Annotated in this window: 24 protein-coding genes; 8 read left to right on the top strand and 16 right to left on the bottom strand. The window is 65.4% G+C overall.

Translation table 11 applies throughout. The features are described 5' to 3' along the window. Positions 1-54 precede the first annotated feature (54 nt). The 7 genes from ACI3K3_RS17065 to coxB form a co-directional block, all read right to left on the bottom strand. A complete protein-coding gene (locus tag ACI3K3_RS17065; protein WP_404915781.1) occupies positions 55-618 on the bottom strand; it encodes an SURF1 family protein in 564 nt (187 codons plus the stop codon). Positions 619-712: 94 nt separating this feature from the next. Further along, entirely contained in the window at positions 713-1,534 is an 822-nt protein-coding gene (locus tag ACI3K3_RS17070; protein WP_313434135.1) for a cytochrome c oxidase subunit 3, read from the bottom strand. 88 nt (positions 1,535-1,622) lie between these two features. Continuing rightward, positions 1,623-2,228 carry a cytochrome c oxidase assembly protein gene (locus ACI3K3_RS17075; protein WP_404915783.1) on the bottom strand — a complete coding sequence of 202 codons (606 nt, stop codon included), beginning with the start codon at positions 2,226-2,228 and terminating at the stop codon, positions 1,623-1,625. Further along, the gene (locus ACI3K3_RS17080; protein ID WP_404915785.1) at positions 2,228-2,359 is read right to left on the bottom strand and encodes a hypothetical protein; all 132 of its coding nucleotides are present in this window, start codon (positions 2,357-2,359) and stop codon (positions 2,228-2,230) included. The genes ACI3K3_RS17075 and ACI3K3_RS17080 overlap by 1 nt, the downstream gene beginning before the upstream one ends. Before the next feature lie 12 nt (positions 2,360-2,371). Beyond that, positions 2,372-3,286 (bottom strand): heme o synthase, encoded by a 915-nt coding sequence (locus ACI3K3_RS17085; protein ID WP_404915787.1) that lies wholly within the window; start codon positions 3,284-3,286, stop codon positions 2,372-2,374. Between the two features lie 106 nt (positions 3,287-3,392). Continuing rightward, on the bottom strand, positions 3,393-5,081 hold the full coding sequence (ctaD, locus tag ACI3K3_RS17090) for a cytochrome c oxidase subunit I (protein WP_404915789.1): 1,689 nt from the start codon (positions 5,079-5,081) through the stop codon (positions 3,393-3,395). 27 nt (positions 5,082-5,108) lie between these two features. Continuing rightward, positions 5,109-6,185 (bottom strand): cytochrome c oxidase subunit II, encoded by a 1,077-nt coding sequence (coxB, locus tag ACI3K3_RS17095; RefSeq protein ID WP_404915791.1) that lies wholly within the window; start codon positions 6,183-6,185, stop codon positions 5,109-5,111. A gap of 206 nt (positions 6,186-6,391) precedes the next feature. On the opposite strand from coxB, the gene pyrE reads away from it, so the two are divergent. The 7 genes from pyrE to ruvX are packed head-to-tail and all read left to right on the top strand — an operon-like array spanning position 6,392 to position 11,930. Then, positions 6,392-6,976, top strand: a complete 585-nt coding sequence (pyrE, locus tag ACI3K3_RS17100; RefSeq protein ID WP_404915793.1) for an orotate phosphoribosyltransferase — start codon at positions 6,392-6,394, stop codon at positions 6,974-6,976. 29 nt (positions 6,977-7,005) lie between these two features. Further along, positions 7,006-7,749 carry a pyridoxine 5'-phosphate synthase gene (locus ACI3K3_RS17105; RefSeq protein ID WP_404915795.1) on the top strand — a complete coding sequence of 248 codons (744 nt, stop codon included), beginning with the start codon at positions 7,006-7,008 and terminating at the stop codon, positions 7,747-7,749. Between the two features lie 16 nt (positions 7,750-7,765). Further along, positions 7,766-8,176, top strand: coding sequence for a holo-ACP synthase (gene acpS, locus ACI3K3_RS17110; protein ID WP_404915797.1), 411 nt, complete (start codon positions 7,766-7,768; stop codon positions 8,174-8,176). Positions 8,177-8,195: 19 nt separating this feature from the next. Further along, positions 8,196-9,152 carry a signal peptidase I gene (gene lepB, locus ACI3K3_RS17115; RefSeq protein ID WP_404915799.1) on the top strand — a complete coding sequence of 319 codons (957 nt, stop codon included), beginning with the start codon at positions 8,196-8,198 and terminating at the stop codon, positions 9,150-9,152. Then, positions 9,152-10,303 (top strand): AI-2E family transporter, encoded by a 1,152-nt coding sequence (locus tag ACI3K3_RS17120; RefSeq protein ID WP_404915801.1) that lies wholly within the window; start codon positions 9,152-9,154, stop codon positions 10,301-10,303. The genes lepB and ACI3K3_RS17120 overlap by 1 nt, the downstream gene beginning before the upstream one ends. Before the next feature lie 32 nt (positions 10,304-10,335). Continuing rightward, on the top strand, positions 10,336-11,463 hold the full coding sequence (locus ACI3K3_RS17125; RefSeq protein WP_404915803.1) for a DUF3089 domain-containing protein: 1,128 nt from the start codon (positions 10,336-10,338) through the stop codon (positions 11,461-11,463). Beyond that, positions 11,445-11,930: a Holliday junction resolvase RuvX gene (gene ruvX / locus ACI3K3_RS17130; RefSeq protein WP_404915805.1), complete on the top strand. Its 486-nt coding sequence runs from the start codon at positions 11,445-11,447 to the stop codon at positions 11,928-11,930. Before ACI3K3_RS17125 ends, ruvX begins: the two co-directional genes overlap by 19 nt. Before the next feature lie 11 nt (positions 11,931-11,941). Here the strand turns inward: ruvX and ACI3K3_RS17135 are convergent, their stop codons facing one another. Genes ACI3K3_RS17135 through argH form a run of 4 tightly spaced genes read right to left on the bottom strand, consistent with a single transcriptional unit; the run spans position 11,942 to position 15,692 of the window. Beyond that, on the bottom strand, positions 11,942-12,733 hold the full coding sequence (locus ACI3K3_RS17135) for an NAD(P)-dependent oxidoreductase (RefSeq protein WP_404915807.1): 792 nt from the start codon (positions 12,731-12,733) through the stop codon (positions 11,942-11,944). A gap of 24 nt (positions 12,734-12,757) precedes the next feature. Continuing rightward, positions 12,758-14,017, bottom strand: coding sequence for a diaminopimelate decarboxylase (gene lysA / locus ACI3K3_RS17140; protein ID WP_404915809.1), 1,260 nt, complete (start codon positions 14,015-14,017; stop codon positions 12,758-12,760). Between the two features lie 56 nt (positions 14,018-14,073). Next, entirely contained in the window at positions 14,074-14,313 is a 240-nt protein-coding gene (locus tag ACI3K3_RS17145) for a hypothetical protein (protein WP_404915811.1), read from the bottom strand. A gap of 5 nt (positions 14,314-14,318) precedes the next feature. After that, positions 14,319-15,692: an argininosuccinate lyase gene (gene argH / locus ACI3K3_RS17150; protein WP_404915841.1), complete on the bottom strand. Its 1,374-nt coding sequence runs from the start codon at positions 15,690-15,692 to the stop codon at positions 14,319-14,321. Between the two features lie 19 nt (positions 15,693-15,711). Here argH and ACI3K3_RS17155 point away from each other — a divergent pair, with 19 nt between their 5' ends. Further along, entirely contained in the window at positions 15,712-16,308 is a 597-nt protein-coding gene (locus ACI3K3_RS17155) for a TlpA family protein disulfide reductase (protein WP_404915813.1), read from the top strand. 23 nt (positions 16,309-16,331) lie between these two features. Here ACI3K3_RS17155 and ACI3K3_RS17160 read toward each other — a convergent pair whose 3' ends face one another. The 5 genes from ACI3K3_RS17160 to ACI3K3_RS17180 form a co-directional block, all read right to left on the bottom strand. Next, positions 16,332-17,255 (bottom strand): VOC family protein, encoded by a 924-nt coding sequence (locus ACI3K3_RS17160; RefSeq protein WP_404915815.1) that lies wholly within the window; start codon positions 17,253-17,255, stop codon positions 16,332-16,334. A 10-nt stretch (positions 17,256-17,265) separates the two neighbouring features. Beyond that, on the bottom strand, positions 17,266-18,624 hold the full coding sequence (locus tag ACI3K3_RS17165) for an SRPBCC family protein (RefSeq protein ID WP_404915817.1): 1,359 nt from the start codon (positions 18,622-18,624) through the stop codon (positions 17,266-17,268). Between the two features lie 78 nt (positions 18,625-18,702). Further along, a complete protein-coding gene (locus ACI3K3_RS17170; protein ID WP_404915819.1) occupies positions 18,703-19,932 on the bottom strand; it encodes an MFS transporter in 1,230 nt (409 codons plus the stop codon). Between the two features lies 1 nt (position 19,933). Continuing rightward, entirely contained in the window at positions 19,934-20,347 is a 414-nt protein-coding gene (locus ACI3K3_RS17175; RefSeq protein WP_404915821.1) for an EthD domain-containing protein, read from the bottom strand. Position 20,348: 1 nt separating this feature from the next. Continuing rightward, positions 20,349-21,959: an SMP-30/gluconolactonase/LRE family protein gene (locus tag ACI3K3_RS17180; RefSeq protein ID WP_404915823.1), complete on the bottom strand. Its 1,611-nt coding sequence runs from the start codon at positions 21,957-21,959 to the stop codon at positions 20,349-20,351. Positions 21,960-22,082 lie beyond the last annotated feature (123 nt).

The raw sequence follows: 22,082 nt of genomic DNA on the forward strand, positions 1-22,082 counted from the left end.
GGGTTTGGCGAGAACAATTCCTAAAGCCGTGTGAAGCGAAATGGCGGAGACGGTTCAGGACGTGCGCCGCCGTCTCACCGCCAGCCCATAGATGACCAGCGCCGTCGCGGCGAAGACAAACCATTGCACCGCATAGGCAAAGTGGTTGTTCGGGATTTCGGCGGGATCGGGAACGGCATTGGCATCTAGCCCGGCAAGCGGCGGCGAAGCGACCAGCCTCGGACCGGGTGCGATCACGCCATGGACTTCTCCGCCGTTCCAGCCGCCCGCCATCGGTAGTCGCGACCATCCGAGCACGACGAGCGCCTTGGTCCCGTCTGCCAGAGTGCAGTCGGCGGTCTGTGCTGCGCCCGATTCGCCCTTGGCGTTGCGACCGGCGATGCTCGAACGGCCATTCACCGCCACGCAATCGAGACGGGCATGCCTATAGAGCAAGTCCGATTGGCCCCTGGCGTCACGCGGCCAATCGACTTCCTCCGCCGGCCCCCGCGCATCGGCATAGTGCGCCAGCAGGGCTTCCTTCTCGTGAAGACGGCCGATTTGCCAGAAGCCCAACGCGATCATCGTGCCTACCGCGATCAGGACCAGCAGGGTGGCAAGGATGGGAAATCGGCGCATGGCTTTCCTTGGACGCTTTAAAAGGAAAGAGGGCAGACCGGCATCCGGCTGCCCTCTTCGGAACCTTGGCTGCCGTATCCGAACGGCGACCGGCTCAGTGCGTGGGATAGCCCCAGCCGCCCCAGACGTAGACGGCCACGAACAGGAACAGCCACACCACGTCGACGAAGTGCCAGTACCAGGCCGCGGCTTCAAAACCGAAGTGCTGGCGCGGCGTGAAGTCGCCGTTGTAGGTACGCTTCAGGCAGACGATCAGCATGATGGTGCCGACGATGACGTGGAACCCGTGGAAGCCCGTCGCCATGTAGAACGCCGAGCCATAGGTATTCTGGCCGAAGGGGAACGGCGCGTGGATATACTCGTAGGCCTGGATGCACGAAAACAGCACGCCGAGCAGGATCGTTGCCCAGAGGCCCTTCTTCAGCCCGTCACGGTCGCCGTGGATCAGCGAGTGGTGCGCCCAGGTTACCGTGGTGCCGGAGCAGAGCAGGATCAGCGTGTTGAGCAGCGGCAGGTCGAAGGGGTCCATCACCGCCTCGATCGCCTTGGGCGGCCATTGGCCACCGACCGATTCGGCCAGCGTCGAGGGGAACAGGGAAAAGTCGAAGAACGCCCAGAACCAGCCGACGAAGAACATCACTTCCGAAGCGATGAACAGGATCATACCGTAGCGCTGGTGAAGCTGCACCACCGGCGTGTGATCGCCTGCGTGGGCTTCCTTGATGATCTTGGAGAACCACATGAACATCGCGGCGATCAGGATCGCCAGACCCAGCCAGGGCACGAACTTGCCGCCCGCCATGTCGTGCATGAACAGCACCATGCCCGACGTGAATGTCAGCGCACCGATGGTGGTCGCCAGCGGCGCGATGTCCGGCGGAAGAATGTGGTAATCGTGATTCTTGGTACCGGCCATGGTGCCTTCGTCCCCGTTCTCGAAACTTCGTGTTCGATTCTTCCGGTGGGGTAATGCTCCCCCCGTGATTTGTTTCCCGTACCGGGACTTAACCGCCCGTTCGATCGTGGTCCAGTGTCTTTGCATCCGAAACGCTGGTGACATGGAACGTGTAGCTCAGCGTGATCTGCTCGACGTCCTTGTTGTCGGGGTCGTTCAGGATCGCCGGATCGACGTAATAGATCACCGGCATCTTCACCGCCTCGCCGGGCTGGAGCGTCTGCTCGGTAAAGCAGAAGCACTGGATCTTGTTGAAGAAGCGCGCTGCCTGCTCGGGCTCGACATTGAAGCTGGCGGTTCCGGTGATCACCTTGTCGGAATCGTTTTTGGCCCAGAAAAGCGCCATGTCCCGCTCTCCGATGGTCACCGTGTCGGTGTGCTGGAGCGGCTTGAACTGCCAGTTCATGCCCCGCTCGACATTGGCGTCGAAGCGGATCGACATCGTCTTGTCGGTGACCTGCACACCCGCCGCCTTCGCCTCGTCGGCGCGCTGGGTGGTGCCGCCGTAGCCGGTCACCTGGCAGAACATGCGGTAGAGCGGCACCGATGCGTAACCGAGACCCAGCATCAGCAGAGCCATCGACAGGGCGATGAAACCGACCCGGCGGTTGCTCCGGCTTGAAGGGCTGGCGGAAGGGGCGACGGCCTGGACCATCAGCTCATCTTCGCGATCGAAATGAAGAACACCAGCACCACGAACCCCGCCAGGCTGAGCGCCAGCACCCGGTTGCGGCTACGGCGAATCTCTTCGGGCGTGCGGGGATCGGGCTGCTGGACGTCGGTCATGCCGAAACCTTTCTAAAGGACGATGAAGCGGTCCACCACCAGCACTGCGAAGAGTGCGAAGAGGTAGAGCACTGAATAGGCGAACAGCTGCTTTTCCGGCTTCATCGTGTCTTCCGCGCCGCTGCGCTCGCGCAGTCCAACGCGGATCGAGAGCGCCAGGAACAGCGTGGAAAGGGCGATGGCCGAAATACCGTAGATCGCCCCGGTTCCGCCGATCCACCAGGGCAGTACCGAAAGCGGCAGCAGCAGCACGGCGTAGATCAGGATCTGCTGGCGCGTCGCCTTCTCCCCCGCCACGACCGGCATCATCGGAATACCGACTTTGGCGTAGTCGCTCTTCACGAAGAGCGCGAGCGCCCAGAAGTGCGGCGGCGTCCAGAAGAAAATGATGGCGAAGAGCAGCACCGGCATCAGCGTGACATGGCCCGTCACCGCCACCCAGCCGATCAACGGCGGGAAGGCGCCGGCGCCGCCGCCGATCACGATATTCTGCGGCGTGCGCGGCTTGAGCCAGATCGTATAAATCACCGCATAGTAGACGATCGAGATCGCCAGGATCGCGGCGGGCAGCCAACCGACGGCGAAACCCATCAGGAACACCGACACGGCGCAGAGCATACCCGCGAAATCGCGCGCAGTGGTGCGATCGAGGCGGCCCTGCGGCAGCGGCCGCTTCGCGGTCCGCTTCATCCCGGCATCGAGATCGGCCTCCCACCACTGATTGAGCGCTGCGGCACCGCCCGCGCCCATGGCGATGCAGAGGATCGCCGTGAAGGCGATGACCGGATTGATTCGCTCGGGCGCGGCCAGCAAGCCGCAGAGGCCGGTAAAGATGACAAGACTCATCACCCGCGGCTTGGTCAGCGCGAGAAGATCGCGCCAGTCGGCCGGCAGGGCGGCGGCTTGGGAGGGACTCGTTGTCGTCATGATGGCTGGGCCCATACACCTGCCCCCGTAAACGCGCAAAGCCCCGAAAAGCGAGATCCTTGCAAATCGAGCGCCGCCCCGGAGCGGATCCGGGGCGGCACATCGATCAATGGTGAACCGCTTCCTCGATCACCGGGAGCGTCTCGAACTGGTGGAACGGCGGCGGGCTGGTCAGCGTCCATTCCAGCGTGGTCGCGCCTTCGCCCCAGTAGCTGTCCTCCGCCTTGCGGCCGGCGAGGTAGGCATAGGCGATGTTGATGAACCAGATCACCAGGCTGCTGGCCATGACCATGTAGCCGATCGTCGCGACGTGGTTCCAGTGCTGGTAGGCTTCCGCATAGTCCGGATAGCGACGCGGCATGCCCTGCAGCCCGAGGAAGTGCATCGGGAAGAAGATCATGTTCACGCCGACGAAGAAGATCCAGAAATGGACGTGGGCGAGGAATTCGGAATGCATACGGCCGCTCATCTTCGGGAACCAGTAATAGAACCCGGCGAAGAGCGCGGTGACGGCACCCAGCGAAAGCACGTAGTGGAAGTGGGCGACGACGTAGTAAGTGTCGTGCAGCACATCGTCCACGCCGCCGTTGGCCAGCACCACGCCGGTCACGCCGCCGACAGTGAAGAGGAAGATGAAGCCCAAGGCCCAGACCATCGGGCTCTTGAACTCCAGCGATCCGCCCCACATCGTGGCGATCCACGAGAAGATCTTCACGCCGGTCGGCACCGCGATGACCATGGTGGCGGCGGTGAAATACATCTTCGTGTTCACCGACATGCCGGTGGCGTACATGTGGTGCGCCCAGACGATGAAGCCCACCACGCCGATCGCGACCATGGCATAGGCCATGCCGAGATAGCCGAAGACCGGCTTCTTCGAGAAGGTCGACACGATCTGCGAGATGATGCCGAAGCCCGGCAGGATCATGATGTAGACTTCGGGGTGGCCGAAGAACCAGAACAGGTGCTGGTAGAGCACCGGATCGCCGCCGCCCGAGGGATCGAAGAAGGTGGTGCCGAAGTTGCGGTCGGTCAGCAGCATGGTGATCGCGGCGGCCAGGACCGGCAGCGAGAGCAGCAGCAGGAACGCGGTGACCAGCATCGACCACACGAAGAGCGGCATCTTGTGTATGGTCATGCCGGGGGCACGCATATTGAGGATTGTGGTGATGAAGTTGATCGCGCCCATGATCGAGCCGGCACCGGCGAGGTGCAGCGCGAAGATGCCGAAGTCCACGGCGGGGCCAGGCGAACCGCTGGTGGAGAGCGGCGCATAGACGGTCCAGCCGGTACCGGCGCCAAGCCCCGTGCCGCCGGGCACGAAGGCGGAGCACAGCAGCGAGATGAAGCCCGCTACGGTCAGCCAGAACGAGATGTTGTTCATGCGCGGGAAGGCCATGTCCGGCGCGCCGATCATCAGCGGTACGAACCAGTTGCCGAAGCCGCCGATCATTGCCGGCATGACCATGAAGAACACCATGATCAGGCCATGGGCCGTGATGAGGACGTTCCAGACATGCAGCGTGGAGTTGAAGTCCGGATTGGTCGCGCCGAACCAGCGGGCGAAGATGTCGAGATACTGGATGCCGGGTTCGGCCAGTTCGACGCGCATCATGCCCGAGAAGGCGCCGCCGATGATCCCCGCGAAGATCGCGAAGATCAGGTACATCGTGCCGATGTCCTTGTGATTGGTGGACATGAACCAGCGCGCGAAGAAGCTCGGCTTATGGTCGTGATCTGAATGGGCGTGGTGATCCACATTGCCCTGGAAATGCTCGGGAGCGGTGGTTGCCATGGTCGGGGCCTGTCCTTCGATTCGCTCTTATTCGGCAGTAGCTGCGGCGGTGGCATCGGCGGCCGGAGCCTCCGATGCTTCTTCCGTGGCGACGGCGGCAGGCGCAGCACCTGTATCGGCGGCGGCGGCAGGCTTGGCCTGGCCGTCGATCACGCCGCCGGCATGGGTCAGGACCCAGGCATCGTATTGCGCACGGGGCAGCGCCTCTACCGCGATCGGCATGTAGCCGTGCTTGGCGCCGCAGAGTTCGGAGCACTGGCCGTAGTAGACGCCCGGCTTTTCCACCAGCAGCACCTTCTCGTTGATGCGGCCGGGCACGGCGTCCAGCTTGAACCACAGCGAGGGCACGGCGAAGGAGTGAATCACGTCGGCCGCGGTGATCTGGAGCCGGATCGGCTCGCCCACCGGAACGACCATGCGGTTGTCCACCTCAAGGTGCGAGGGACCGTCCCAAGGCTTGGAGCCCACTTCGCGCACGCCATTGTTGATGGTCGGCTGGCCAGGCAGGTTGAGCATGTTCGAGACGACCTCGAAATCGCCGTTGTCCGGGTAGCCGTACGTCCAGAACCACTGGTTGCCGGTGACCTTGATGGTCAGCGCGCCCTTGGGAGCAGGTTTGTACTGCTTGGCGATGAGATCGATCGAGGGCACCGCGATCCCGATCAGGATCAGCACCGGTACCAGCGTCCACACCACTTCGAGGATGGTATTGTGGCTGGTCTTCGAAGCGACCGGATTGGCACGGCGGTTGTAGCGCACCACGATGATCACCAGGAGCAGCAGCACGAACAGCGTGATCACCGTGATGATCGGCATCAGCACGCCGTCATGGATCCATTCGCCATATTCGCCGAGCTTGGAAAATTGCTGCTGAAGTCCGATGCCGCCTTCCACCGGCATGCCGATGCCCGGCGTCGGCTTCATCGGCGTATAGCTGCCGGTGGCGGCTGCCGAGACCGCTGCCGTGCCCGCTGCCTCTGCGGCAGGCGCCGCGAAGGCCGAAGGTACTGCCAGAACTGACGAAAACGCCACTGTAGCAACAGAATACAGACCGAGAGCCTTTGCAGCCTCGCCCAAAGTAGGAACGGTTTTGCCCAATATCATGGTTACAGCGCTTCCGTTTTCTTTTGATCGCGCAAGTGAGTCGCCTCCCAAGCGCGCACCCCTATTGCGGAGGCTTTTTGCCCCCGTTGACAAGGGGCTATACGCGGCCTTGCCGCCCGTCTCAAGCGCCTCTAGGGGATTTTTGACGCGGAAGGCCATCTCGCTCCGCCAGAACATTGCAATTTGCACCAAAGGATTACCCCCCGATGCAGGAAGAAGAAGTCCTCGCCGAGTTCCGCGCCAGCAAGGCCTTGCTTGAAGGGCATTTCCTGCTTTCCTCAGGTCGGCACAGCGCTTACTACCTCCAGTGCGCGCGGGTTTTGATGAACCCGGACCGTGCCGGGCGACTCGCCGTGGCGCTCGCCGCAAAACTCCCCCACGATATTCGCAAGGCCATCGACAAGGTCGTATCGCCGGCCATGGGCGGCGTGATCATCGGCCAGGAAATGGGCCGGGCGCTCCAGGTCGACGCGATGTTCGTGGAGCGGCCGACCGGCACCTTCGAACTGCGCCGCGGCTTCAGCCTCGAACCCGGCGACAAGGTGCTGATGGTGGAGGACGTGGTGACCACCGGCCTCTCCAGCCGTGAGGCGATCAAGGCGATCGAGGAAGCCGGCGGCGAGGTGATCGCGGCCGCCTCGCTGATCGACCGGTCTGCGGGCGCGGTGGATCTGGGCGTGCCCTTCTTCCCACTGGTGGCGCTCAACTTCCCGACTTACGCGGCCGACGAACTGCCGGCCGAACTGGCCGCCACGCCCGCCATCAAGCCCGGCAGCCGCGCCCAGCCCTGAGCGGTTCCACTAAATAGGGATTCACGACCTTGGCCAACGTCCTCACCCCCGCGCGCCTGCGCCTCGGCGTCAATATTGACCACGTCGCCACCATCCGCAACGCGCGGGGCGGGGAGCATCCCGATCCGGCGCGCGCCGCGCGCATCGTGGCCGAGGCAGGGGGTGACGGGATCACCGTGCATTTACGTGAGGACCGCCGCCATATCCGGGACGAGGACTTGGAACGCGTGGCTTCCGCCACCGGGCTGCCGATCAACTTGGAAATGGCCGCGACCGAGGAGATGCTCGAGATCGCGCTGCGCCACCGCCCGCACGCGGCCTGCATCGTGCCCGAACGGCGCGAGGAACGCACCACCGAAGGCGGGCTTGACGCGGCCGGGCAGCATAACCGCCTGGCACCGATCGTCGCGCGGCTTTCCGACGCGGGCATTCGCGTCAGCCTGTTCATCGCCCCCGAACCGCGCCAGATCGAGGCCGCCATGAAGCTTGGCGCGCCGGTCGTGGAATTCCACACCGGCGAATATGCCCATTCCGAAGGCGAGCAGGTGGCGGTGGAACTGCGCCGTATCGTCGACATGGCCGCGCTGGCCGCCAAGAACGGCATCGAGCCCCATGCCGGCCACGGCCTCACCTACGAGAACGTGCAGCCGATCGCCGCGATTCCGCAACTGGCGGAACTGAACATCGGCCACTACCTTATCGGTGAGGCGATATTCTGCGGGCTGGAAACGAGCGTCCGGAAAATGCGCCAGTTGATGGACGAGGTTCGCTGAAAGGACCGGAAATTTCATGATTATCGGTCTCGGCTCCGACCTCTGCAACATCGAGCGAATCCAGAATTCGCTCGACCGATTCGGCGCGCGTTTTCTCCAGCGGGTCTTCACCGAAGTGGAGCAGGCGAAGGCCGCGCGGCGTCCCCACACCGTGGCCGGTACGTTGGCGAAGCGATTTGCCGCCAAGGAGGCCTTCTCCAAGGCGGTAGGCACCGGCTTCAAGGCCGGCGTGTTCATGAAGGACATCGGTGTCGTGAACGCCCCCTCGGGCGCGCCGACGCTGGCTCTGACCGGCGGCGCGAAAGAGCGGCTGGACGCCATGATTCCAGCCGGACACGAGGCCGTGGTTCACCTCACGCTCACGGACGATCATCCATGGGCGCAAGCCTTCGTGATCATCGAAGCGCGCCCCCTCTCCCCATCCTGACGCCGAGTATCTCCGGGACATGATCCAACAGCCGAAGCCGACCCTCAGCCAGGCGCCCGTGCAGGCCCCGCCGGCTGCGGACAAGGTCAACTGGTTCCAGGAACTGCGCGGCCTTGCGCTGATGCTGCTGGGCGTGCTGGCATTCCATTCCTTCATCGCCAAGCCGTTCTACATTCCCTCGATATCGATGATGCCGGGACTGCTGGTGGGCGACCGGCTGGTCGTTTCCAAGTATCCCTATGGCTGGAACTGGTCCTCGATCAGCTTCCATCTCCTGCCGCGCAGCACCTGGCGTTTGCTGGGCCGCACGCCGGAATACGGCGACATCGTCATCGTCGTGCCAGGAAACCGCAAGGCTGACCTCATCAAGCGGGTTGTCGCCCTCCCCGGCGACCGCATCGCCGTGATCGACGGCCGCATCCGGCTCAACGGCAGGTTCGTACCGCGCGAAATGGAGCCTCCGGTCCGCATCGCCGCCGACGATTCGCTGAAGTGCGAGGGCGATGCCGAGCCGGGCCACTGCTACGAAGGCTTCGAACAGTTCCGCACCCGCCTTCCCAGCGGCCGGGATGTCTACGAAATGCCGACCTACCGTGAAACATTGCCCAACGGCGCCAGTTACCAGGTTATCGACTACCTGAACCAGGAACTGGACAACTACCCGGAGGTCAAGGTGCCCGAAGGCCACGTCTTCCTGATGGGCGACGATCGCGATCGCTCGGCCGACAGCCGTGCGCCGTTCGAAACGGACATGTTCGGCCAGCCCAATGGCGGCCTGGGCGGCCCGGTGCCGTTGTCGAACGTCGGCGGACGGGCGGAATTCATCACCTTCTCACTGGACGGCACCCAGGGCTGGAACCCGTTGACCTGGTGGAGCGCGCTGCGTCCCGGCCGGGCGTTTACAAGCCTGCGTCCGCCGATCGAGCCTGCCAAAGCCTGGCCCCGAGGGAATGATACGTCGGAGGCATCGCACTGATGTCGTCGGGGCCGAAGCAGGAGGCGGGAAGCGATCTTGCCGAACGAGCGGGCCCCACCGATATTTCCGATCCGCTGATCCGCACCGAAGCGCGCAAGGCCTTCGTCTGGATCGGCATGGCAGCCTTGCTGGCGCTGACCGTATTCCTCTCGCAATCGCTGCTGGTGATCTTCGGCGGCATCGTGTTCGGCGCGCTGATAGACGGCGGGGCGCGGGTGCTGCGCAAGGTCGTTCCCCTGCCCCGCGGCGTCTGCGTTATACTGGTCCTGCTGCTGGCCATGCTGTTCCTGCTTTGGGTCGGCCGTTTCGCCGGCAGCCAGATCGCCTTGCAGGCCGCCGAACTTCCCTCCACCATCGAAAGCCAGTTCCGTCACGGACTGTCCTGGCTGCGCGCGCACGGCATCCAGCCGCGCATCACCGACCTGCGGGGCATGGCCCAGGAGGCGGTTGGCGGCATCGGCCAGGTGACGCGGGTGGTGGGCGGCCTGATCGGCGTGTTCACCACGCTGTTCCTGATCCTCGTGCTGGGGATCTACTTCGCGCTGGAGCCTCGGCTCTATCGGCGCGGCGTGGGCTGGATGCTGCCGATCGAGCGTCGCGATCACTTCGAGGCCACGGCGGCGATCATGGGCCAGGCCCTGCGCCGCCTGCTGTTCGGCCGCCTGATTGGCATGATCGTGGAGGGCCTGTTCACCTGGGCGATGCTGCAATTCTACGGCGTGCCGATGGCCGCCCTGCTCGGCCTCATCACCGGCCTTCTCGCCTTCCTGCCCAACATCGGCGCGCCGATTTCCGGCATGATCATGATCCTGGTCGGCTTTTCCGGCGGCTACGAGATGGGGCTCTACACGATCTTCGTCTATGTGCTGATCCATCTGATCGACGGTTACCTGATCGTGCCGATGATCGCGCGCAAGACGGTGGACCTGCCGCCCGCGCTGGTGCTGGCGGCGCAGCTTGTCATGGGCGTGCTGTTCGGCCTGCTCGGACTGGCGCTGGCCGATCCGCTGGTCGCCATGATCAAGATCTGGCTGGAACGCGAGGCAGACCGCAACGGCCGAGGCACTTTGGAGGAAGACGGGCCGGACGACGACGGCCCCGACAACCACGGCGATATCGCCGCTGCGCCAACCATGGCCGCCCCCGCTTGACCAACGCGGCCCGGCAGGCGAGACCCTGAAGCATGGCTCGCAAGTTCCTCTACGTCATTGCCATTCTTGTCCTTATCGTCATCGGCCTGTTCGTGGCCTTGCGCCTCTGGTCGGAAGACCTGACCGAGCTGGCCTTCGTCCCGAACGTCGAATACGCACAGAAGGACGCACTCGGCCCCGAGGCTTGGCGCGACGCCGGGATGTGGATCGCCCGGCCGGACATGGCGGACGATCCCTCGCGCTGGCTGCCGCCCGGGGTGGAAGCGCCGAAAACCCGGCTCAAGGTGGCGGTGTTCTTCGTCCACCCCACCAGCCTCGTCGCGCGCAGCGCCTGGAACGGAGACCTGACAGACGCCTTCTCGCAGGATCGCGCGGCGCTGTTCGTCAAGGGCATGGCCAGTCCCTTCAACCGCGCCGACATCTACGCGCCGCGCTACCGGCAGGCAGCCATCGGCGCGTTCCTGACTGGCGCGCCCGAAGCCAACCGCGCCATCGACCTGGCCTTTTCGGACGTTCTTGCCGCCTTCGACCAGTTCGTGGAGAGCGTGCCGCGCGGGCGTCCCATCGTGGTCGCCGGGCATAGCCAGGGCGCCTTCCTGCTGCGCCGCGTCCTGCGCGATCGCGTGGCGGGCAAGCCCCTCGCCAAACGCGTCATCGCCGCCTACGTGATCGGCTGGCCGGTTTCGCTGGCGCACGATCTGCCGAAGATGGGCCTGCCTGCCTGCGCCAAGCCGGAACAGACGGGCTGCGTTGCAAGCTGGCTCTCCGTTGCCGATCCCGCCGATACGAAGATGCTGCTCACCGCCTACGGCCGCCGCACCGGGCTTGACGGGCAGAGCGTGGCCGCAAGCCCGTTCCTCTGCACCAATCCCCTGACCGGGGGCGAGGGTGGCAGCGCCGATGCGGCGGCCAATCTGGGCACGCTGGTTCCCGAATTCCGCCCCGATTCGCGCGCGGCCAGCGGCACCCTGGCGAAAGCGACCGTCCCCGCCACCTGCGGACCCGACAACTTTCTCCACATCGGACCGCCTCCCGCGCTGAACATGGGCCCCTACGTGCTTCCCGGAAACAACTACCATCTCTATGACGTCACCCTGTTCTGGGCGAACCTTCGCGCGGATTTCGAAAGACGGGTTGCGACATGGCAGAAGGCACAGTGATCACCACCAGCGCGCTGGACTATCGCGATGCCCTGCCCGAATCCGGCGGCGCGCTGCTTGGCCTGGACCTTGGTACGCAAACGATCGGCACCGCCTTCTGCGATCCGGGCTGGCGCTTCGCCTCTCCCGGCAAGACGCTGAAGCGGGGCAAGTTCGGCGCCGACCGCGAGCTGCTGATGGAATTGATCCGCGAGCGATCGATCAAGGGCATCGTCATCGGCCTGCCGCTCAACATGGACGGCTCCGAAGGCCCGCGCGCGCAATCGAGCCGCGCCTATGCCCGCAATCTCGGCGCGCTCGGCCTGCCGATCCTGCTCTGGGACGAACGCTGGTCCACCACCGGCGCGGAGCGCGGGCTGCTGGAACAGGACATGAGCCGGGCCAAGCGCGCGACGCGGATCGATTCCGCCGCGGCGGCCGTGATCCTGCAAGGCGCGATCGACGCGCTCGCCGGCGGGATGTTCTAGGGTTTAAGCGCCTACCCTGCGGCCCTCAGGATAACGAGCAGACCGCGAACGGTTTCTTCATGCCGCACCTGCACGCCGATGACACGACGGCCGGCATCGGCGCGCGCGCGGTCCAGGATGGCCGCGGGTACGCCCTCTTCGTGAAGGAGGATGTCGGCGGAGCCCAGAAGGCGTGCCTCGCGCAAAGTCAGGTCGTCGGGGTCCGCGCTGCGCAACACGATCTCAACGGTTTCGCTTGCCGGGTCATCCGCTCCCGATAGCCATTGCGCCACGCGCTCCGGACCGGCATCGCCCAGCGGGTCGAGCGCGCCGCCCTGCCCCAACGCCGCGTCTAGCGCCTGGCGCCTCTCGCCCGCGTCCGGAAAACGGGCGCGCAAGGCGGGTCGCGCCGCGAGAAGTGCCTGCGCCAGCGCGCCCAGCGTTTGCGGCAGCAGCGCTTCCAGCCGCAGACGCAACTGCTTGGCCAGCCCGGCCGAAGCCCCGCCGGTTCCGATCGCCAGCAGAACCGGCGAACGGTCGAGGACGGAAGGCACCGTGAAATCGCACAGCATGGGGCGATCCGGGGCATTGACCAGCAGCCCTGCCTTCTGCGCCTGCGTTACGCCCTCGCGCGCGGCTGCCTCGTCCTCCTCGGCGATGAAGGCGATCCGCGCGCCCAGCGCGATCCCCTCAGCGAGGTTGCCAACCACTTGTCCGCCTGCGCGCTCGACAAGTCGGCGCTTGGCCTCGGCCGCCTCGCCCTGGCCGGTCACCACCACCGGGCGTCCGGCGATGCGGTGGAAAAGCGGCAGGCTGTCGATCATGAACCACCGCCCTCCAAGCTGGCTTTAGGCGAGCCAATCCGGCACCGTCTCGGCCGAGAGGATCGTCTCGGGTTCGATGCGAGCGGCAACCACCGCCCACTTCCCGCCATCGACCATGACTTCCGGCACCAGCGCGCGGCTGTTGTAGGTGTTCGCCATCGTCGCGCCATAGGCGCCGGCGGTGCGGAAGATCGCGAGATCGCCGCTTGCCACTTCATCGATTTCACGGCCCATCGCGAAGGTGTCCGAGCTTTCGCAGATCGGGCCGACGATGTTGGCCGTCATCGTCCGACCATTGGGCTTCACCGCCGCGAAGTCGTGCCAGGCATCGTACATGGCCGGGCGGGCAAGGTCGTTCATCGCCGCGTCGACGACGACGAAGGGGTTCACCACGCCTTCCTTCACGCGCACCACTTCGGTGACCAGTACGCCGGAGTTGCCGCTGATCACGCGCCCCGGTTCGAACATCAGGGTAACGCCCCAGTCCTTCGCCACCGAGACGACCATCGCGCCGTATTCCTGCGGGGTCGGCAGCGAATCGCTGGCCTTGTAAGGCACGCCGAGCCCGCCGCCGAGGTCCATGTGCGTCACCGAAAGCCCCTCGGCGCGGATCGCTTCCATCAGCTCACCCATCTTGATGAAAGCGAGCCGCGAAGGTTCGAGGTCGGAAATCTGGCTGCCGATGTGGACGGCCAAACCCTTCATATCCAGCCCGGCGAGGGCGGAAAGGCGGGCGTAGATCCCGGCCGCGCGATCGTAGGGAACGCCGAACTTGTTGTCCGCCTTGCCGGTGGAAATCTTGGCGTGGGTACGCGCATCCACATCCGGATTGACGCGGAGCGCACAAGGCGCGCGCAGGCCGAGCGAAGCGGCGATTTCCGCCAGCTCCACGCCCTCTTCCTCGCTTTCGAGGTTGAACTGGCCGATCCCCGCCTTCACGGCGGCCGTCAGCTCGCGGCGTGTCTTGCCCACGCCCGAGAAGACGATGTCAGCAGCCGGGATGCCGCCTGCCAGCGCGCGGTTCATCTCGCCTTCCGAGACGACGTCGGCCCCGTAGCCCTCGTTCGCCAGCAGGCGCAGCACGGCAACGTTCGGGTTGGACTTCACGGCGAAAGCAATGTGGACGCTGGGCAGTTCGGCCAGGGCCTCGCGGAACACGCGGGCGTGGCGCGTCAGCGTCGCACGGGAATAGACGTAGACGGGGGTGCCGACTTCGCGGGCGATCGCGGCCAGCGGCACGTCCTCGGCGAAAAGCTCGCCGTCATTCAGGGCAAAATGGTCCATGGATATCTCTGTATAGGAGAGGCCTATTCGGCCTGGAATTTGTTCGGCCGGAAAGCTTATTCGGGAGGCGGAAGATCGAAGGGATCGTCGTTCCGTGGCTCGGAGCGGGTCCGCAATTCGACGCTGCGTTCGGGGATCGCCAGCGTCGGCGTCTGGAGCAGCTCGGAGCTGGCCGGTTTCTGCTCGCGGCCGTAAGGTGCGGGCGGAAGCTGCTGCCCCGGTTTCAATGCCAGCGCCGCCCTCTGGCCGCAGGCCGAAAGCGCGAGAAGCAGGATCAGGGCGGCAGTCTTGCGCATCAGGCTTACTCCAGACCGAGCGCGAGCCGGGCTTCGGCCACGCGCAGGCGTACTTGCTCGGGCGCGGTGCCGCCGTGCGATTTGCGCGCGGCGACCGATGCCTCGACCGAGAGCGCCTTGAATACGCGCTCGTCGATGCGGCTGTCGATGGCCTTGAGATCGTCCAGCGGCAATTGATCGAGTGCGATCCCGCGCTGCTCGGCCAGTTTCACCGCAGAACCGGTGATATGGTGCGCCTCGCGGAAGGGAATGTTGCCTTCGCGCACCAGCCAGTCGGCAAGATCGGTGGCGGTGGCGAAGCCCAGTTCGGCGGCGCCGCGCATGCGATCGGTGCGGAAGCGGGTTTCCGCGACCATGCCGGTCATCGCCGCGATCGACAGCGCCAGCAGGCTGGCCGCCTCGAACACCGGCGGCTTGTCGTCCTGCATGTCCTTCGAATAGGCGAGCGGCAGGCCCTTCATCGTGATCATCAGGCTGGTCAGGCAACCGACGATCCGACCCGAATGGCCGCGCACCAATTCTGCCGCGTCGGGATTCTTCTTCTGCGGCATGATCGAGCTGCCGGTGGACAGCGAATCGGGCAGTGCCACGAAACCGAAGGGCTGGCTGGCCCAGATGATGAACTCTTCCGCCAGGCGCGAGAGGTGCAGCGAGCACTGCGCGGCGGCCATCAGGTAATCGAGCGCGAAATCGCGGTCCGACACCGAATCGAGGCTGTTGTCGGTCGGCCCGTCGAAGCCGAGCGCCTGCGCCGTCATAACACGGTCGATCGGGAAGCCGGTGCCGGCCAGCGCCGCCGCGCCCAGCGGGCTGCGGTTCATGCGCTTGCGGGCATCGGCAAGGCGTGAACGGTCGCGGCCGATCATCTCGTAATAGGCCATCAGGTGATGGCCCAGCGTCACCGGCTGCGCGGTTTGCAGATGGGTAAACCCGGGCATGATCGAATCGGCATGCTCACCGGCGCGGGTGACGAGCGCCCGCTGGAGCGCTTCCAGGCCCGCATCGGCCTGATCGACCGCATCGCGCACCCAGAGGCGGAAATCGGTGGCGACCTGATCGTTGCGCGAACGGGCGGTGTGCAGGCGTCCGGCGACCGGGCCGATCAGCTCGGCCAGACGGCCTTCGGTGGTCATGTGGATGTCTTCGAGATCCCAGTTTTCCGGGACGCCGGAGACTTCGTACTCGGCCGCAACCTTGTCCAGACCGTCGCGAATCGTGATCGCATCCTCGCCCGAAACCACGCCGCATGCGCCCAGCATCGCGACGTGCGCCTTGCTGGCGGCGATGTCCTGCCGCCACAATGCCTTGTCGAAGGGGATCGAGGCATTTATCTCGCGCATGATTGCAGACGGTCCACCTTCGAACCGTCCACCCCACATCTGGTTGGAGCCCGCCGCCTTGCTGTCTTCGAAATCGCTCAAGTCGCTCGTCCTGTATTCCGTCGCGGGGGCCGGCGCCCTCCTGATCGCGGGCTGCGATAGGCAAAGCGGCAAGGACGCGCAACAAAAGGCTTCCGAAACCGCCGCTCCGGCAACACAGGCCGCCGTGACGCCAACGGGCAAGGTCGATCGTTCGCACAAGGGCGAGCCGCTTCCCGACGTGACCCTGGTCGACAATACCGGCGAGAGCCTTGACCTGATGTCGTTGAAGGGCAAGCCGCTGCTGATCAATCTCTGGGCCACCTGGTGCGCGCCCTGCATTGCCGAGATGCCGACGCTGGAAGCGCTGGCCAAGGATCCCAATGGGAAGGTCCAGATCCTGCCGATCTCGCAGGACACCGGTGATACCTACAAGGTCATCGAGATCCTGCGCCGCCGCAAGCTCGACAATATCCAGCCCTGGGTGGACGAGAACGGCGATCTGGGCTTCCAGTACGGTGGCAATCTGCCGGTAACCGTGCTGTTCGACAGCCAGGGCCGGGAAGTCTGGCGCTATACCGGCGGCAACGACTGGTCATCGCCCGAAGCGGCGAAGCTACTGGCGGAAGCGAAGTAAGGATCGCCTGAGAGGCTGCCCGGCTAGGTTTGCGGCTGGGCAGCGAACTCGGCCAGGCGGGAGCCCGGCGCCGGATAGCCGGGCGGGGTCGTTTCGGTAAACCAGATCAAGCGCCCCTGCGCGGCATCGGGCGCGATGGCGAAGCGATCCTCGACATCGCCGATCAGCGGCAGGCCAAGGCCGCGCAAGTATTGCGCCGCGCGGCGGGCATCGCGGACCTTGAACGCGAGGTGGCAGATGCCTTTCACGTCAAGGGCATGACGCGCGACAGGGCCGTCTTCCCTGCGATCCGTCAACACTTCCAGCACCGTATCGCCCATCGCGAACGCCAGGCACTTTGCCTCGGGAAGATCGCGCAGGCGCAGCTGCGGCCAGGAAAGTTTCCCGTGGAACAATTCGGCGGCGTTTTCCGGCGAGTCGCAGGAGAGACCGATGGCCTGAAGGCCTTCTATCCCGAGTGGATGATCGGACGCCGGTCGCCATGACGGATCCCGGCGCGGGTCTCCGGGCATGTCCTGCCGCACGATCTCCAGCCGCAGGCCCATGACCTGCCCGCGTGGGACGATGAAATAGAAGGATTCCATGCCCGGATCGTAGTGCCGCTTGAACCCGCGCGCGGCGAACCAGGCATCGGCGGCGGCGAGATCGCTGACCTTCAGCGCAACGCCGATCCACCGCCCCGGCCCCGCCGAGCGGCGCAGCATGTCTCCCAAAGGATGGCCCTGCTGCACGCCGCGACCAGCCGGAGCAATGGGGATCACCATCGAGTCGCCGATCATCAGCAGGCTTTCCTCGCGATCCAGCCCCAGCTTTTCGGTCTCCGGCGTGATCAGGATTTCATGCGCGGTGCTCGCCCCGAACACATCGCGGAAGAAGGCGTCGCATGCTGGGCGCGCGGCGTTGTCGGCCAGGGCCCAACTGACATGGACGAGCGGCATCGGTTCCATCGCGCTGCTCTCAATAGGTCTCCGGCGCGCCGGTACCCATGAAGCGGGCAAGGTTCATGTGCAGGCTCGCCACCGACCGCTCCATGTAGGGGTTCGGCTGCGCGCCCCGGAAGCCTGCGTTCTTCATCCCTTGCTGGACGGCGGCCATATTGGCGAAGTCCTGCTGGAGCACCGGCGGCCAGTCGGCGGGCTCGGTATAGTCCCATTCGGTTTCGGGCGCCTCGCCTTCGGGCCAGAGTTCGTAGACCGCCGCTTCGAAGATGCACTTGTCCGGGTCGGTGCCATAGGGCCGGGCCTGGTAGCAGAGCATGTTGTTGACCGCGTGGCCGATCTGGAAGTTCGGGAATATCTGCCAGGCCGTGCCGGCCTGCGCGGTATGCTGCGGGTCAACCTGTGCCCAGAGCACGCCGCGTTCCGCGTCCTCCTTGCGCGCCGTGCCGATCCAGTAGGCAGAGACTTCGGCGGCGGGCGTACCCTCCGGCAGTTCGTCCTTGAGGCGATTGGCGACGCCCACCAGCGTCATCGTCGTGTTGGTATTGGCATTGGCCCAGGTGAAGTTCTGCATGTCCGCCGTGGTCAGGCGGGGGTCTTCTCCGGCGCCCAGGCGCAGCTTGCCGGAATCCTCCTCCTGCCCCTTGGGCGCCTCGTAGCCGATGTTGGAGTGCAGCCCCTGGTTGCGCGCCCAGCCGCGAAACTGGCCGAATTCCATGAACTCCGGGTGTGTGGTGGAAACGTGATAGGTTTCGCAGAAGGCTTCCATGGCAACCTTCCAGTTGCATTCGAACACCACCCACTTGCGCCAGCGCGGGCGCATGTTCTGGAGTCCGTAGGGATCGAGCATGTCCGCCGCCGGGTGCAGGTATTCGGCCAGCGGCATCGCGTCGGGATCGAGGTTGATCCAGATCCAGCCACCCCAGGTGCCGACCTTGACTACGCCGAGATCGGCACGGCCGCCGCACAGGTGGCCCTGCCAGTCTTCCTGATGCTCCAGATAGGTGTTCGCGCCGTCGAGCCCGAAGGTCCAGCCATGATAGCCGCAGATGAAGTTGCGGCGCGTTCCGCGCGCATTGCGCTTGCCGGCCGGCGTATCCACCAGCTTGCGGCCGCGGTGCGGACAGACGTTATGGAAGGCGTGAATCTCGGTTTCGGAGGCACGGACCACGATCACCGAATCGTCCAGGATATCGAATGTGATGAAATCGCCGACTTCGGTGATATCCTCCAGTCGCCCGGCCTGGAGCCAGACCTTGCGCCAAAGCCTGTCACGCTCGGCCCTGGCGTAGTCCGGCGAGATATAGGCCTCCGCCGGGACGCGAACCGGGACAGCCAGATCCTCGGCCGACTGCACGATCCTGCCCTGCTCACCCATCGCTCTCTTCCCAATATGTTTCGCGCCGATTTGCGGTCGTTATCCCATTATTCGCACGCAAGGCCAATCGCCGTGGCGCTACCCGGCGGCGACCGGCGCGAATTTCAGGCTGCTTCGCGGCAGGGTGCCGATAGCAAGGCTGCTCGCGGCCATCGTGGCGATCGCCAGGTAGAGGAACATTTCGTAGCTGCCCGTCCGGTCGTGGATCAGTGCGGCGACCAGCGGGCCGACCGCCGTGCCGATCGACAGTGCCGCCAACACGCCGCCGTAGAGCCCGCCGAAGTTCCTGAGACCGAAATGCCGGGTGATCAGATAGACCACCACGTCGATCTCCGCCCCCAAGGTCAGCCCGATCAGCCCCGAGGCGAGCGCCAGCGCGAGGAACGACGTGCCCGAGCCGAGCAGCAGGAGGCAGCCCAGCACCGGCAGCAGGAACACGGCTGCGCCAACCAGCGAGGCCGGGAAGCGATCGAGCAGCACCCCGGTCCCGAGCCTTCCTGCCAGCGAGAACCAGCCGACGAACGAGGCAATCGCCGCCGCCGTCATCGGGTCGGCGCCGCGATCGCCGAGGATCGAGACGAAGTGGACGACGATGGCGATGATCGTGAAGGTGAACAGCAGACTCGCCACGAACAGGCGGTGGTAGACGCTGGAGCGGAGCCCTTCCCCCAACGAAACGCCGGACAACTCGCGCTTGGCCGGCGCAGGCTCCTTGCGCCGGCCGCGATCGTGCGCCCCGCGAAAGAACAGGAATATCACCGGCGCTGCGATCACGAACCACAGCCCACCGTGTACGGCGAAGGCCAGCCGCCAACCGAACGTCTTGATCGCCCAGGTGCCGATGATCGGAAACAGCCCGGCCGCGATCGAGGCGCCGCAGAGTGTTACCGCCAGCGCCATCCCGCGCGAAAGCTCGAAGCGGGATGCCACCGCACTCGTCCAGACCGAAGCCTGCACCGGCAGCGAAACCATCGCGATCAGCCCCCAGAGCAAGTACCAGTGCGACAGGTTCTCCCCCGTCGTACCGAGCAGGGCGAAAGCCAGCGTCAGCAACACGATGCCGATCACTCCGAACCGGCGCGGGCCGAAGCGGTCGACCGCAAGGCCGATGAACACGCCGCCCACCGCCTGCACCAAAGTCGCAATGGTCAGCCCGAAGGTCACTTCGGTACGGGTCCAGCCCATCGCTTCCGCCACCGGGCCGATATAGGGCCCGATGCCGTAGATGTGGATCACGCTGGTGGCATAGCCGAGCCCCGCCGCCACCGGCACGAGCCCGAACTGCCGCCACTCCTGACGGGCCGTCATCTCAGTCACCGTAGGAAAGCTCGACCCGCGTGGCCTCGCCGTTCGGCCCCATCGGCGAATCGTATTCGATGCAGGTGCAGACCGGGTTGGCGTGGCTGGCAAACAGCTTCTCTTCGTCCGCCTTGGTCATCGGCAGGCGCGCCGGATCGCTGATGATCGCCTGCGAGCGCTCGAAGTCCTCGCGGCTGTTCCACCAGATTTCCATCACGCAATCGAAGCCCGGATCGTGCACTTCGCCGGTGATCGGGTTCTTTTCCGGCACCAGATAGCGCCGGACATAACGCACCGCGCCCGGGATCGCCGGCTGCGCACCCATCTTCTTGGACAGCTGCGAGTGCTGGTTCTCGTAGTAGTCCATGAACTCGTCCATGGTCATGTCCGGGCGTTTCCGGAAAAAGCAGATCTGCTTGAGCATGTTACGCCCTCCTGAGTGCGAGAACGGTGCCTTCGAGATCCCCGCAGATCCACACCGTGCCGTCCGGCCCCACGTCGAGCCCGGTCATGTTCCCCATCGGTCCGCACATGTCGCCCACGCCGCCCAGCGGCTTGGGATCGGTGCCCTCGGGCGCGCCGACCGGCAGGCCCGCCGCGATCACTTCGCGCGCGCCGCCGGAAAGGTCGCACTGGATCGCTTCGCGGCGCTTCACGTCGAGCACGGTCACGGTGCCGTTACGGATCGCGAGGCCTTCCGGGCGGACGAGATCGTCCAGCACCGTCTCGGTACGGCCGCCGACCAGCTTCACCACCCGGCCTGCGCCGCTTTCGGCCACGTAGACGGCGCCGTCCCCGGCTACCGCCACGCCCTTGGGCCGGTCGAGCCCGGAAGCCAGTTCCTCTACTTTGCCATTGTGCACCGAGTGAACCTTGCCGGTGCCGTATTCCGCGAAGACCACCGCGCCGGAAGGCGCCAGCGCGACGCCCATCAACTGGTCGTAGCCGCTCGCCAAAACCTCGCTGGAAGGCCCGGCGGGATGGAATTTCGCGACTTCGCCATTGGCGGTGGTGACGATCATCGTCCCTGCGCCCGCCGCCGCTACGCCGCGCGAGTAGCCGGGGAAGCTGGGGCTGAACAACATGCCCTCCAGCTTCACCGCCTCGCCTGCGCGAAGCGAGAACACGAACCCTCCGTCGGCAATCCACAGCACGCCGTCCTCGCCCATGGCGACGTCCAGCGGCCATTGCAGGCCCTTGTCGATCAGGGGCTTCACCAGACCGCCCGCCGCCTTGGGCGTGGTAATCTCGTGGATGGAGCCGAGGATGTGCGAGATGAACAGGCGGTCGCCCACGAAGGTGCAGTTGTCGAGGCCCGCGCCGATGTCAGCCAGCACCGTCTTCACCCCGGTGCGCGGATCGATGCGCAACACCTGCCCGCTGGCGACCTGGGTGGAGACGATCATGCCGTCGCTGTCGAACTTCACCGAGTCCGGCACGCCAAGGTCGCCGCAGACCACTTCGGGTTCGCCGCTGCCATCCAGATCGATGCGCCAGATCGCGTTGGCGCCCATCACCGGGATGTAGAGTTTGCCATCCGGGCCGACTTCGAAGGCGTTGGGCATCGGCACGTCGCCCGCGATCACACGCGGCGCGCCGCCGTTCCGATCCAGTTCGAGGATCTGCGATCCCATCCGGCAACCTGCCGCGATCAGACGGCCTTGCGAGTAGGTGATCGGATTGGCCACCGGCACGTCGCCGCAGACCACTTCGCTGCTGCCGTCCGGGCGCAAGATGGAGACGCGGCCTTCGGTGATCTCGGTGGCGTAGAGGTTGCCCGCCTCGTCGAAAGCCAGGTCGTCCGGCGCGGTGATCGCACCGCCCATGGGACTGACAATCTCCACTGCGCCGCTATCGGGATCGACCGCGCTGATCTGGCTGCCCCCTACTTGCGCGACATAGATGCGCCCGTCGGCACCGGTTCGCAGGCCATTGGCGCTGTAGAGGCGGGTGGGCGGAGTCAGTCGGTGCAGCACCCAGCCCTCGGCGGGGCGGGCGGAAACGACGCCGTGATTACGTCCTGCGGGTTCGAGCATCGGTGAAATCGTCCTCTCGTCCGGCGCTCTTGCAGCCGTTCTTTTCCGGCCGAGCCTATCCAGCGCTTCCGGGGCAGGCAACGTGAAGGCCCAATCGGCACGCACTATCGCCCCGGCGACGTT

Origin of the sequence: Novosphingobium sp. ZW T3_23, assembly GCF_044987305.1 — a bacterium.
GTDB lineage: Bacteria > Pseudomonadota > Alphaproteobacteria > Sphingomonadales > Sphingomonadaceae > Novosphingobium.

Coding starts and splice junctions, on each gene's coding strand:
- lysA (WP_404915809.1), bottom strand. CDS start 14,017: ATGGACCATTTTGCCCTGAATGACGGCGAGCTTTTCGCCGAGGACGTG.
- ACI3K3_RS17160 (WP_404915815.1), bottom strand. CDS start 17,255: ATGGAACCGATGCCGCTCGTCCATGTCAGTTGGGCCCTGGCCGACAAC.
- ACI3K3_RS17070 (WP_313434135.1), bottom strand. CDS start 1,534: ATGGCCGGTACCAAGAATCACGATTACCACATTCTTCCGCCGGACATC.
- ACI3K3_RS17120 (WP_404915801.1), top strand. CDS start 9,152: ATGTCGTCGGGGCCGAAGCAGGAGGCGGGAAGCGATCTTGCCGAACGA.
- ctaD (WP_404915789.1), bottom strand. CDS start 5,081: ATGGCAACCACCGCTCCCGAGCATTTCCAGGGCAATGTGGATCACCAC.
- ACI3K3_RS17135 (WP_404915807.1), bottom strand. CDS start 12,733: ATGATCGACAGCCTGCCGCTTTTCCACCGCATCGCCGGACGCCCGGTG.
- ruvX (WP_404915805.1), top strand. CDS start 11,445: ATGGCAGAAGGCACAGTGATCACCACCAGCGCGCTGGACTATCGCGAT.
- ACI3K3_RS17170 (WP_404915819.1), bottom strand. CDS start 19,932: ATGACGGCCCGTCAGGAGTGGCGGCAGTTCGGGCTCGTGCCGGTGGCG.
- ACI3K3_RS17180 (WP_404915823.1), bottom strand. CDS start 21,959: ATGCTCGAACCCGCAGGACGTAATCACGGCGTCGTTTCCGCCCGCCCC.
- ACI3K3_RS17145 (WP_404915811.1), bottom strand. CDS start 14,313: ATGCGCAAGACTGCCGCCCTGATCCTGCTTCTCGCGCTTTCGGCCTGC.
- coxB (WP_404915791.1), bottom strand. CDS start 6,185: ATGATATTGGGCAAAACCGTTCCTACTTTGGGCGAGGCTGCAAAGGCT.
- ACI3K3_RS17080 (WP_404915785.1), bottom strand. CDS start 2,359: ATGACCGACGTCCAGCAGCCCGATCCCCGCACGCCCGAAGAGATTCGC.
- ACI3K3_RS17065 (WP_404915781.1), bottom strand. CDS start 618: ATGCGCCGATTTCCCATCCTTGCCACCCTGCTGGTCCTGATCGCGGTA.
- lepB (WP_404915799.1), top strand. CDS start 8,196: ATGATCCAACAGCCGAAGCCGACCCTCAGCCAGGCGCCCGTGCAGGCC.
- argH (WP_404915841.1), bottom strand. CDS start 15,692: ATGTGGGGTGGACGGTTCGAAGGTGGACCGTCTGCAATCATGCGCGAG.
- ACI3K3_RS17165 (WP_404915817.1), bottom strand. CDS start 18,624: ATGGGTGAGCAGGGCAGGATCGTGCAGTCGGCCGAGGATCTGGCTGTC.
- ACI3K3_RS17175 (WP_404915821.1), bottom strand. CDS start 20,347: ATGCTCAAGCAGATCTGCTTTTTCCGGAAACGCCCGGACATGACCATG.
- ACI3K3_RS17075 (WP_404915783.1), bottom strand. CDS start 2,228: ATGGTCCAGGCCGTCGCCCCTTCCGCCAGCCCTTCAAGCCGGAGCAAC.
- acpS (WP_404915797.1), top strand. CDS start 7,766: ATGATTATCGGTCTCGGCTCCGACCTCTGCAACATCGAGCGAATCCAG.
- ACI3K3_RS17125 (WP_404915803.1), top strand. CDS start 10,336: ATGGCTCGCAAGTTCCTCTACGTCATTGCCATTCTTGTCCTTATCGTC.
- pyrE (WP_404915793.1), top strand. CDS start 6,392: ATGCAGGAAGAAGAAGTCCTCGCCGAGTTCCGCGCCAGCAAGGCCTTG.
- ACI3K3_RS17085 (WP_404915787.1), bottom strand. CDS start 3,286: ATGACGACAACGAGTCCCTCCCAAGCCGCCGCCCTGCCGGCCGACTGG.